The sequence below is a fragment of the Bacillus sp. JJ1562 genome (assembly GCF_036962705.1).
In the GTDB taxonomy this organism is placed as follows: domain Bacteria; phylum Bacillota; class Bacilli; order Bacillales; family Bacillaceae_L; genus Ferdinandcohnia.
Genome location: NZ_JBALOQ010000002.1, coordinates 1 through 11,693, shown reverse-complemented (window position 1 = coordinate 11,693; position 11,693 = coordinate 1). Strand labels below are relative to the sequence as shown.

Here is an 11,693-nt window from a genome sequence, read left to right as displayed (position 1 = left end):
TAGATAATATTTACATTAATCTTATCAGTATGTAGGAGTGATTGTTTTGGAAAGAGTAGTAGGAACAGTTGTAAGGGGTTTACGTGGTCCGATCATCAATAAAGGTGATAGCATTGAGCAAATCGTTGTTGATACTGTATTAACGGCTTCAGATGTTGAAGGCTTTGCTATCCAAGATAAAGACATCGTGACTGTAACTGAGTCTATTGTGGCTCGTGCTCAAGGTAACTACGCGACAATTAATGATATCTCGAAGGATGTAGAGGCAAAATTTGGCAACGACACAATCGGTGTAATTTTCCCAATCCTAAGCCGTAACCGTTTTGCGATCAATCTTCGTGGAATTGCGAAAGGCGCCAAAAAAATCGTACTTATGTTAAGCTATCCATCAGATGAAGTTGGGAACCATTTAGTGGACCTAGATCTTCTTGATGAAAAAGGTGTAAACCCTTGGACAGATGTTTTAACAGAACAACAATTCCGTGACCTTTTCGGACACAATACACATCCCTTTACTGGCGTAGATTACATTGATTACTATAAATCGTTAGTCGAAGAATATGGAGTTGAATGTGAGGTTATCTTCTCAAACAATCCAAAAACCATTCTTGACTATACAAAGAGCGTTTTAACTTGTGACATTCACACGAGATTCCGTACAAAGAAAATTTTAAAAGAAAATGGTGGCGAAAAGGTCTACAGCCTTGACAATATTCTTTCTGAATCAATCAACGGTAGCGGCTATAATGAACAATATGGTTTACTTGGCTCAAATAAAGCAACGGAAGAAAGTGTAAAGCTTTTCCCTCGCAATTGCCAACCAATCGTTGATAAAATTCAAGAGCTTCTTAAAGAGAAGACCGGTAAAAATGTCGAGGTTATGGTTTACGGAGACGGTGCTTTCAAAGACCCTGTCGGAAAGATCTGGGAGCTTGCTGACCCAGTTGTTTCCCCTGCCTTTACTGCAGGCCTTGAAGGTACACCAAATGAAGTGAAATTAAAGTACCTTGCTGATAATAATTTTGCTGATTTAAAAGGTGAAGAGCTTAAAAAAGCAATTTCAGAGTTTATCGCAAACAAAGAAGGTGACCTTGTTGGTCAAATGGAAGCACAAGGTACAACACCTAGAAGACTAACTGACCTTATCGGTTCCCTTTCCGACTTAACATCAGGAAGCGGAGACAAAGGTACTCCTTTCGTCTATATCCAAGGATATTTTGATAACTATACAAAATAAGTAAAAACGACTCCCCTGTGAAACCACAGGGGATTTTTTATAAGAAGCATGTTTCATTTTAGTTGAATGTGGTATTCTCTTACTATGAAAAAAAGAAAGACATAAGGAAGGATGATATTTTGTTCGGTTTAGTCAATTACAATTGGGAGGCCCTGCTCATCAATACAGGTTTCACAGCCTTAAAATTAATCGGTATCTTCATTGCGTTTATCATTGTTAAAAAGATTGGGAACAAAGTCATTGACCGTACCTTTACGAAATTACAGGATAAACAAAATATTTCTTTAGGACGAGCGCACACGCTTCAAAAGCTTATGGAAAACATTCTCTCCTACACGTTGATCTTTATTTTAGTTGCTTCCATTTTTGACATTTTTAATATCCCTGTTGCAAGTCTGATTGCCGGTGCTGGAGTCGTGGGACTGGCAATTGGATTTGGTGCACAGGGACTAGTAAGTGATGTTGTAACTGGCTTCTTCTTATTATTAGAGAAGCAAATTGATGTGAGCGATTATGTAACCCTTGGAGCACTTGATGGTGTTGTTGAATCTGTAGGATTACGTACTACGCAAATCCGAGGATTTGATGGAACCTTACATTATATTCCGAATCGTGACATTAAGACTGTGAGCAACCATTCTAGAGGAAATATGCGCGCACTTGTTGATATAAAAATTGCTTACGACGAGGACATTGATCAAGCCATTATCGTGATGCAAGAGGCTTGTGATCAAGTTGCTGCCGATAATCCATCTATTGTCGACGGGCCAAAAGTCATTGGTGTTCAAGAAATTGGAACCTCTGATATTGTGTTACGTGTAATAGCTAAAACAGTAAATGGCGAGCAGTGGGAAGTTGAACGTCAATTGCGGAAAGCCATCAAGAAGGCATTTGACGCTGAAAAAGGTAATTCCACTGGAACATCAGGTTACCAATCATCATAAAAGCGAAAGCCCAGATAAAATGGCCAAATTGAAAAAGGGGCATCCATTTGACGGATGCCCCTTCTCTTTTACCTATTTATTTTTCGATTATTGAGCAGTATACCCACCGTCAACAATTAAGCTGTTTCCTGTCATGAATGTGGAATCATCACTAGCAAGGAATAATACAGCCTTCGCCATTTCTTCTGCTTGTCCAAGGCGCTTCATTGGTGTCATTGTGCGTAATACCTGTTTGCTTTCTTCAGGAATAATTGGTGTATCAATGAAACCTGGGCATAAAGCATTTACACGAATATTTTTTTCAGCATATTCAAGTGCAAGTGAACGAGTTAGGTTAACTACGCCACCTTTTGCTGCGTTATATGCTGCTGAACCTGGAGATCCAACCCAACCGTACATTGATGCAGTGTTTACGATTACTCCTCCATCGGCTTTTAAGAATTCACGGATAGCTTCACGTGCTACTAAGAAAACGCCGTCTAAGTCCACATTTACAGTATTTCTCCACTCTGAATATTCTAATTCATGTGATGGTTGAACACGTCCGATTCCTGCGTTGTTGAATACAACATCCACTTTACCAAATGCTTCAATTGTTTGTTTATAAATATTTGCAACTTCTTCTTCACTTGTAATGTTTGCTTTTACAAATAAAGCTTCCGCGTTTAGCGCTTTCAATTCCGCTTCAAAAGCTTTTCCTTTTTCTTCATTTAAATCAACAAGAACAACTTTTGCTCCTTCTTCAACAAATAAACGAGCTGTTGCTGCTCCAATCCCTGAAGCCCCACCAGTTATGATAGCCACTTTGTCTTGTAATTTTCCCATTATGTAGTCTCCCCTTAAGATATAATATAAATATAGCATTCCCCTATGGCAGGGTAATATTTATTACAAATGGCATTGTCACCATTTGTTCACAATTTCATTCTACTACTTTGGTTACACTTAACAATCATCAAAGAAATTCAAAATGTCTAACTAATAGACATTTCCAATAAAACTGTCTATTTTCAGGGAGGTTTTTTTAATGAATGATGAATTAGATACCCTGTCTAAACGTCAAAATCGAACAAAAGAACATTTAAAGCTTGCACTAATCGACCTTATCAAAGAAAAGGGCTACCATTCCATTTCTGTAAAGGACATTGTGAATAAGGCCTCCTATAATCGTAGCACCTTCTATGTTCACTACCAAGATAAAATTGATTTAGCTGAGGACTTGCTAGACTCCATGATGACAGGATTATGGAATTCTGTTGGAAAACCATATACTCCAGGACAAAAGGTTTTTACATCAAAAATAGGTAAACCATCTTTTCATATTGTGTCTTATATTCATGAGCACCGTAACTTTTTTGAACTTATAAAAGTTGACGACACATTACCAGGGTTACATACAAGTTTTCCTCAAATCATCTTAAAAATTTATCAAGAAAAATTTATCTTTGAAACGATCAATAATATTCCGGTCAACATGGACTATTTTAAACGCTACACAGCCTATGGCTTTTACGGGCTTATCCAAAATTGGATCACAAGTAATTTCAAGGAGTCTCAGGAGGAGTTTATCGAGGAGGTTATTGAGTTAACAAAAACGCATATATACTCATTTAAATATACTGGCAATTAAAAAGGACAGGTTCTTCTGTCCTTTTATTATTTGACATCGATTGACTTATTTTTTTTCATAATAATAATTTATCTTCCCCCTCTCATTGTCCAAAACCAACAAAAGGACAAGCTATTTCTTGTTTTCTAAGAACATTGTGGAGTTACTAACAGAATTGTATGATTATTTTAAAGATATACAATTCTTGGAGGTTTTTATTAATGGAAGCGATTACAAGGGACCTTTTCCTCTTTTTATCAAAAAGCAACGTACTTAACAAATTTGCACAAAAAAGAGGTAGTAGTTTTGCTGCGGGGAAAATTATTGGTGGTACGGATTTCCAAAGCTCGATTCGTTTTATTCGAGAACTAAATAAGCAGGGCTTATCCGTTACGGTTGATCATTTAGGAGAATTCGTTGATTCAGTTGAAGTCGCCAATGACCGAACAGTGGAATGTATGCAGACGATAGAAATGATTAGAAATGAAAATCTTGATTCACAAGTGTCCCTAAAGATGACTTCTTTAGGCCTTGATATTGACCCTGATCTCGTTGTTAAAAACATGACAAGAATTCTCGATACAGCGGAAAAACATCAAATCATGGTAACGATTGATATGGAGGATGAGCCACGCTGCCAAGCAACGATTGACCTATTTAGGCATTTTAGTAAAAAGTACAGCTGTGTTAGTACTGTTTTGCAAGCTTACTTGTACCGAACAGAACAGGATTTAAAAGACCTTACCTCTTTTCAACCGTTTTTACGCCTTGTAAAAGGGGCTTATAAAGAGTCACCTGAAGTTGCTTTTCCAGAAAAGAAGGATGTTGATGAGAATTACAAAAAGCTTATTAAGCAAAGCTTGCTAAATGGTAACTATACAGCCATTGCTTCCCACGACGATGCCATCATCCAATATACGAAGGAACTGGCCAAATTGCATAATATTCCAAATACCCAATTTGAATTTCAAATGCTTTATGGTATGAGAAGCCAGTCACAGTTAGAGTTAGTTCAACAAGGTTATAAATGTCGAGTGTATGTTCCATATGGCATGGACTGGTATGGTTACTTCATGAGAAGGTTAGCCGAACGACCTGCCAATATTGCTTTTGCCTTTAAAGGGATGATTAAAAAATAATAAAATGATTAGCTTTATTGTTTTCTTAAAACACCGGTGAAATTAATTTTTCTTAAATAAAAATACATCACATAAAAAGGAGCAATGAAAAATGATTCCATACAAACATGAACCATTTACTGATTTCTCAAAAGAAGAAAATAAACAGGCATTTGAAGAAGCACTTCAATTTGTTGAAAGTTATTTAGGCCAACACTACCCGTTAGTCATCGGTACTGAAAAAGTCTCAACTGTTGATAACATTATTTCTACCAATCCCGCTGACAAGCAAGAGGTGATTGGAAAGGTCTCAAAAGCAAACAAGGAACTAGCTGAAAAAGCAATGCAAGCTGCTGTCGCTTCGTTTGAAACATGGAAAAAGGTAAAACCAGAAACTCGGGCAGACGTGTTATTTAAAGCTTCAGCTATCATTCGCCGCCGAAAACATGAGTTTTCTGCCCTTTTAACAAAGGAAGCAGGCAAGCCTTGGAATGAAGCGGATGCGGATACTGCAGAGGCAATTGACTTTTTAGAGTACTATGCACGTCAAATGTTAAATATCAAAGATGGTGCTCCAGTTGAAAGCCGTCCAGGTGAATACAATCGCTACGATTATATTCCATTAGGTGTGGGAGTTATTATTTCCCCGTGGAACTTCCCATTTGCAATTATGGCTGGTACAACTGTTGCTGCAATTGTTACAGGAAACACAGTCTTATTGAAACCAGCTTCTACAACACCAATTGTGGCTGCAAAATTCGTAGAAGTAATGGAAGAAGCTGGTCTACCACCAGGTGTCTTAAACTTTGTACCTGGTAGTGGTGCGGAAGTAGGAGATTATCTTGTCGACCATCCGAAAACACGTTTTATCTCATTCACAGGCTCTCGTGATGTCGGTCTTCGAATTTTTGAACGTGCATCAAAGCCGGGTGACGGTCAGATCTGGTTGAAGCGTGTTATCGCTGAAATGGGTGGAAAGGATACAATCGTTGTTGATAAAGAGGCAGACCTTGAATTAGCGGCCCAATCAATCGTTAAATCCGCTTTTGGGTTCTCTGGTCAAAAATGTTCAGCATGTTCACGTGCAGTTATCGTAGAAGATGTCTATGATCAGGTGTTACAACGAACAGTAGAATTAACAAAAGAACTATCTGTAGGTAACCCATCAGAAAATCACTTCATGGGTCCAGTAATCGACCAAGCGGCATTTGATAAGATTATGAGTTATGTAGAAATCGGCAAAGAAGAGGGCCGCGTCCTTACAGGCGGAAAGGGTGACAGCTCTATAGGTTATTTCGTTCAACCTACTATTGTGGCGGATGTTGATCCGGACGCCCGCTTGATGCAAGAAGAAATATTTGGTCCAATTGTCGCATTCACAAAAGCAAGGGATTTCGATCATGCACTTGATATTGCCAATAATACTGAATACGGACTAACAGGTGCAGTTATAACAACAAATCGTGCGAATATGGCAAAAGCCCGTGAAGACTTCCATGTCGGAAACCTTTACTTTAACCGTGGCTGCACAGGTGCAATTGTAGGTTACCAGCCGTTCGGGGGCTTTAACATGTCAGGTACTGACTCAAAAGCAGGCGGACCAGATTACTTACAGCTTCATATGCAAGCAAAAACGACTTCTGAAATGTTTTGAGTGGGAATCCAGGGACAGGTTCATTGTCATACTGGGACGATGAACCTGTCCCCGTGACACAGAAATACGATTAACATTAAAATAATTTAGTTTAGAAAGGGGTTTTATTTTGACTAGTGAAATGTATCAGTTATTAGCCATTATTATTTACATGGCCGCAATGGTTTTCATCGGTTGGTATTCATTTAAACGTACATCCAACTTGACGGACTACATGCTTGGCGGGCGTTCTCTAGGTCCGGCAGTTACAGCTTTAAGTGCCGGAGCTGCAGATATGTCAGGCTAGTTACTCATGGGGCTTCCTGGAGCAATCTATTTAAGTGGTCTTGTTGAAGCTTGGATAGCAATCGGTCTGTCAGTAGGTGCGTATTTGAATTATGTTCTTGTTGCACCGCGCCTTCGTGTCTATACCCAAGTAGCAAATGATTCCATTACGATTCCAAGTTACCTAGAAAATCGTCTGAAAGATAATTCACATATTCTACGTATTGCATCAGGTATCATAATCCTTATCTTCTTTACTTTCTACGTATCATCGGGAATGGTTGCTGGCGGGAAGTTTTTCCTAAGCTCTTTCGGACTTGACTATCACCTTGGACTTTTAATCGTAGCAGGTGTTGTTATTTTCTATACATTGTTTGGTGGGTTTTTAGCGGTTAGCTATACAGATGTTGTCCAAGGGCTTATCATGTTTTTCGCTCTCCTACTCGTACCGATCTTCGGGGTATTTCTTACTGGTGGTCTCTCGGAAACAGCAACCAGTATTCTTGAAGTAAATCCGCAATTGTTGAATTTCGTTTCGGGTGCTTCCTTCCTCGGAATTTTATCAGCGGTAGCATGGGGGCTTGGCTATTTCGGTCAACCACATATTATTGTCCGTTTCATGGCAATCAGTTCTGTTAAAGAAATTAAAAGTGCTCGTCGCATCGGAATCGGTTGGATGATTCTCAGCCTCTTTGGAGCTATTGCAACGGCACTAATTGGAGTTGCTTATTATCAGCAAACGAATGCTACACTTGCTGATGCTGAAACAGTTTTCATTGTTCTCGGTCAGATAATCTTTCACCCCTTTATCGCAGGAATTATGCTTGCAGCAGTACTTGCTGCAGTTATGAGTACGATTTCTTCGCAACTGATTGTCACATCGTCAGCACTAATTGAAGACTTGTATAAAGCAGTCTATAAGACAAACGCATCTGATAAACATTACGTATTTTTAGGTAGAATGGCCGTTCTTATCGTATCCGTTATTGCAATAGCACTCGCTTGGCCTAATAACGAGTCTATTTTAAGTATCGTATCATTTGCTTGGGCAGGATTTGGTGCTTCATTCGGCCCAATTATCCTACTTTCCTTATACTGGCGGAAAATCACATCGAAAGGCGCCCTATGGGGAATGGTTGCAGGTGCAATCACCGTCATGATTTGGGGTAACGTTAAAATATTAACAGATACACTTTATGAAATTGTTCCTGGTTTCATTATCTGTTGGATTGTCACATACTTTGTAAGTCTCATGACCTATCAACAGAATGACGAGATTGATAGAGAGTTTACAGAAGCACTTGAAATTCTAAAAAAAGAAAGTTGATTGAAGAGCCCACTGGTATATAGTGGGCTCTTTTTCTATTCAACCGTCTCAATGAAAATATGGTATGCTAATGGTTGACTACCTTTTCTAAATTATCCAATTATTAAGAATCGGAGGTGTTGTATGAGTCAGCCATTGGACAAAATACTTACAATGACAGACATAGACGAAATTACGGATATGCTTAGTACCTATTTTAAAAAACCAATCGTAATCGAGGATGATCAATTTTCCTTGTTGGCATACAGCTCGTATTATATCGATCAGTTTGATCAAACGAATCAAGAAACAATCTTAACAAAGCGATGGCCAATTAGTATTTTGGAAAAATTTATGGATGAAGGAATCGTTGAACAGTTAAAAAGCATCCCTAAGCCGTTCCGTGTAAAACAATTACAAAGTATTGGTCTTAATCCACGTGTGGTTGTTAGTGCAAAATATAAGGAAATCATTTTCGGATATATTTGGGTTCAAGAACCAAACGAACTGTTGACAGACCAAGAGCTAACATTCTTGCATGAAGTGTCTTTTCATATTGGAGAACTTCTTTATCAAGAGAACCAGTTAAAGCTTAGTACAGATGAAGAAATCGATCAATTTTATAAAAAATTAATCGAGCAAACCTATCAATCGGAAAGTCAAATAAAATGGGAAGCCGCGAATATTAAGATAACGATTCCAGATGCTTTTATTATTAATGTCTTTACAGTGGATCCAGACGATGAGATTATTTTTAGCAAACTTACACAAACCGTTCGGCTGTTTGCCAATACTCTGAACCAACCAACCCACGTTTTAACAGATCAACTAAAAATTATTGTCATTATCGGGAGCACATCGCGAGATCCTAGGAAATTATCGGCAAGCGCCAATGAACTAACTCACAAAGTATTGAGCCAATTTAAAACGAAAAATGTTTTTCCTGGAATCGGTAGTGCATATTCATCCTGCCTGCAGCTTAGTAAGAGCTATGGAGAAGCACTGGAAGTAATTAACACTGCAAAATTCAATGGCTCCCCTAACCTATTTACTTATGAATATAAAAAACTCGGCATCTTTCGTTACCTTGAACCAATCTATCGTCATCAAAGCGAGACAAATTATCTAAATGAGGATATCCTAATCCTGCAAAAGAACGATCTTGAAAACCAAACGAATTTGCTAGAAACACTAGAAGTGCTTTTAGTAAACAACTGCAAGCTTAAGCCGACAGCTATTCAACTTTTCATTCATATCAACACATTAAAATATCGGATCAAGCAAATTACCAACTTAACTGCAATCGATTTGGACGATTTTAATACAAGATGTCAACTATATATTGATTTACAGCTAATGAAGCGTGAAAATTAATCATGTAAAAAACCTGACATTAGCAATTGCTTTACTATGTTGATGTCAGGTCCCTTAGTGGCAACTTCAAGCTAAGAACTGCATCCATTAAAGTACATTCTCACTCACGATTTGAAAAATAAGAAGTACAGTTACAATCCTCAAAATCGGCTTTATATACTGCGGTTTCAGCTTCTGAGCAATACGCACCCCTATTTGCGCCCCGGTTAAAGAACCTAATAACAACGCAATTGTAACAGGCCATATAATTTTACCTGTCGCAATGTAGGTCATCGCTGCCCCAAAACAACTTGAAAACGTAGCAAGTCTTACCAATCCAACCGCACGAATATATGCGATGTTTAAGTGATTATAATGATAAAGCATTAACGTCCCCTGACCAGGACCAAATAACCCATCATAAATTCCAATACTGTATAGCCCCGGTGCACTGATTTTATTAAACTTCAAAGGCTCGTTCCCGGTTAAATTCCCTTTTCCGACAAAAGAAACAATGAAAGCAAATAATAGCAAGACAATCGCCACAATATACATATTTTCCGCTGAAATCCGCGAAGCAATAAAGCTTCCGCTAATCCCACCGACCAGGCTAACAGGTATAATTCAAATAGATTCTTTTAGAGAGAGTTCCTTTTTTCGCAATAAGTAAAAGAAGCTAGAGAACGAACTAATTGTGTTCGAAACCTTATTCGCTCCAATCACTGAATGAACCGGTACTCCTAAAAGCAACATTGATGGTAAACTGATTAATCCTCCACCACCAGCAAGCGTCCCTAAAGTCGTCGCACAAATCCCAATGAAAAATAGAATAATATATTCCATTTACTACCACCCCTTGTATCTAAGTATAGTAGTAAAAGAATGATTAGAAAATTTAATCTTTATTATGCAAACGGATAATTTTTCCTTATAGTATTGAACACAAAAAATTAACAGAATTTCCACATTTACACACTCAGTTTTCTTTTAAAATAAAGATAGAAATACAGAAAGGAAGTGGAAGTTTGATTCTTAAAGAACGCACTGAATCAGATGAATTGCTAACTCTAAGATCATTAAATATTAGATCAGAGTTAACAGCTAAAGAAAAGTTTTACTTCGAAAACCTTGAAAGAGGCTATGAGGGTGAGTTGAAATTTGATTCCAAGATACAGGATCTTGGGGAAGAAAGGTATATTATTAATGATCTACTGCTTGAAGTAAACAACTCCTTTTTCCAAATTGATACATTGATTATCTCACAGGGCGTTATTCACCTTATAGATATTAAAAATTATTATGGGGACTGTTACCTTAACTCAGACAATCTTTATTCTGTGTCAACTGGCCGTGAATATAAAAACCCCCTAACTCAATTAAGTAGATGCTCATCTTTATTTCGACAGCTGCTTCAAAACCTCAATCTAAATTACCTTGTGGATGCCACCATTATTTTTATTAATCCAGAATTCACCTTATACCAAGCTCCTCTTGATCAACCATTCATTTTACCTACTCAAATAAATCGTTTTTTAAGCGATTTAAATAATGTTTCATCTCAATTAAATGATGGTCATAAGAAACTTGCCCAAAAGTTAATGGAATTACATCAGCCAAAAAATCCTTTTGCACTGTTGCCAACTTATACTTATGATCAAATTAAGAAGGGGTCATATTGCAAGAACTGTAAGTCCTTTCGGGTTAGCATTAAACACCATGTTCTGTTATGTACTAGCTGTGGGGAACAGGAAAAAATAGACCAAGCCATCATAAGAAATGTGAAGGAATTCAGTTTGCTATTCCCCCATCAAAAAATTACAACTCAAGCGATATATGAATGGTGTAAACTAGATTTATGTAAGCGTACATATTCAAGAGTCCTAAAGAAAAACTTTAGTTCTATCGGCAGTACAAGAAATACTTACTATAATAGAGCTTAAAAGAATAAAGATGAAACTCTCATACCCCGTCTGCCTTCAGATAGGGTATTTTATTTTTTGTTGTGCAGAACTTATATTAGACTACCCTCTGCCCTTTTTATCAAACTCTGTCCAAACGTCCCTTTCATTCTGACTCTACTATTCTTTTTTCTTTTCGCTTGTCCGAATAGCGCTGGCTTTCTGACTCCGCCGCTTCTTTTCTCGATCCTCCTGTCTGAATGGCGTCTGGATTTGGACTTAATCCGTATTTTTGCAGTTCCTCTGTCCG

At 37.9% G+C, this 11,693-nt stretch carries 7 protein-coding genes and 3 pseudogenes; 8 read left to right on the top strand and 2 right to left on the bottom strand.

Annotated elements, in window-relative coordinates:
- Positions 1-46 precede the first annotated feature (46 nt).
- A complete protein-coding gene (locus tag V7097_RS00135) occupies positions 47-1,237 on the top strand; it encodes a coenzyme F420-0:L-glutamate ligase (protein ID WP_335701558.1) in 1,191 nt (396 codons plus the stop codon).
- 119 nt (positions 1,238-1,356) lie between these two features.
- Positions 1,357-2,275, top strand: a pseudogene (locus tag V7097_RS00130) (mechanosensitive ion channel family protein).
- Here the strand turns inward: V7097_RS00130 and V7097_RS00125 are convergent.
- A complete protein-coding gene (locus tag V7097_RS00125) occupies positions 2,269-3,006 on the bottom strand; it encodes an SDR family NAD(P)-dependent oxidoreductase (RefSeq protein ID WP_335701556.1) in 738 nt (245 codons plus the stop codon). The pseudogene V7097_RS00130 and the gene V7097_RS00125 overlap by 7 nt on opposite strands.
- Before the next feature lie 202 nt (positions 3,007-3,208).
- Here V7097_RS00125 and V7097_RS00120 point away from each other — a divergent pair, with 202 nt between their 5' ends.
- The 5 genes and pseudogenes from V7097_RS00120 (at position 3,209) to V7097_RS00100 (ending at position 9,506) form a co-directional block, all read left to right on the top strand.
- The gene (locus V7097_RS00120; RefSeq protein ID WP_335701555.1) at positions 3,209-3,811 is read left to right on the top strand and encodes a TetR/AcrR family transcriptional regulator; all 603 of its coding nucleotides are present in this window, start codon (positions 3,209-3,211) and stop codon (positions 3,809-3,811) included.
- A 200-nt stretch (positions 3,812-4,011) separates the two neighbouring features.
- Positions 4,012-4,929 (top strand): proline dehydrogenase family protein, encoded by a 918-nt coding sequence (locus V7097_RS00115; protein WP_335701554.1) that lies wholly within the window; start codon positions 4,012-4,014, stop codon positions 4,927-4,929.
- 91 nt (positions 4,930-5,020) lie between these two features.
- The gene (pruA, locus tag V7097_RS00110) at positions 5,021-6,562 is read left to right on the top strand and encodes an L-glutamate gamma-semialdehyde dehydrogenase (protein ID WP_335701553.1); all 1,542 of its coding nucleotides are present in this window, start codon (positions 5,021-5,023) and stop codon (positions 6,560-6,562) included.
- 109 nt (positions 6,563-6,671) lie between these two features.
- Positions 6,672-8,153, top strand: a pseudogene (gene putP, locus V7097_RS00105) (sodium/proline symporter PutP).
- A gap of 123 nt (positions 8,154-8,276) precedes the next feature.
- On the top strand, positions 8,277-9,506 hold the full coding sequence (locus tag V7097_RS00100) for a PucR family transcriptional regulator (RefSeq protein ID WP_335701552.1): 1,230 nt from the start codon (positions 8,277-8,279) through the stop codon (positions 9,504-9,506).
- 87 nt (positions 9,507-9,593) lie between these two features.
- Here V7097_RS00100 and V7097_RS00095 read toward each other — a convergent pair.
- Positions 9,594-10,328: pseudogene (locus V7097_RS00095) on the bottom strand (sulfite exporter TauE/SafE family protein).
- Positions 10,329-10,510: 182 nt separating this feature from the next.
- Between V7097_RS00095 and V7097_RS00090 the strand changes: the two are divergent.
- Entirely contained in the window at positions 10,511-11,425 is a 915-nt protein-coding gene (locus tag V7097_RS00090; protein ID WP_335701551.1) for a nuclease-related domain-containing protein, read from the top strand.
- The last annotated feature ends 268 nt before the right edge of the window (positions 11,426-11,693 follow it).

Excerpts from the sequence above, each read along its gene's own strand:
- pruA (WP_335701553.1), top strand. The coding sequence starts at position 5,021 with ATGATTCCATACAAACATGAACCATTTACTGATTTCTCAAAAGAAGAA.
- V7097_RS00115 (WP_335701554.1), top strand. The coding sequence starts at position 4,012 with ATGGAAGCGATTACAAGGGACCTTTTCCTCTTTTTATCAAAAAGCAAC.
- V7097_RS00125 (WP_335701556.1), bottom strand. The coding sequence starts at position 3,006 with ATGGGAAAATTACAAGACAAAGTGGCTATCATAACTGGTGGGGCTTCA.
- V7097_RS00100 (WP_335701552.1), top strand. The coding sequence starts at position 8,277 with ATGAGTCAGCCATTGGACAAAATACTTACAATGACAGACATAGACGAA.
- V7097_RS00120 (WP_335701555.1), top strand. The coding sequence starts at position 3,209 with ATGAATGATGAATTAGATACCCTGTCTAAACGTCAAAATCGAACAAAA.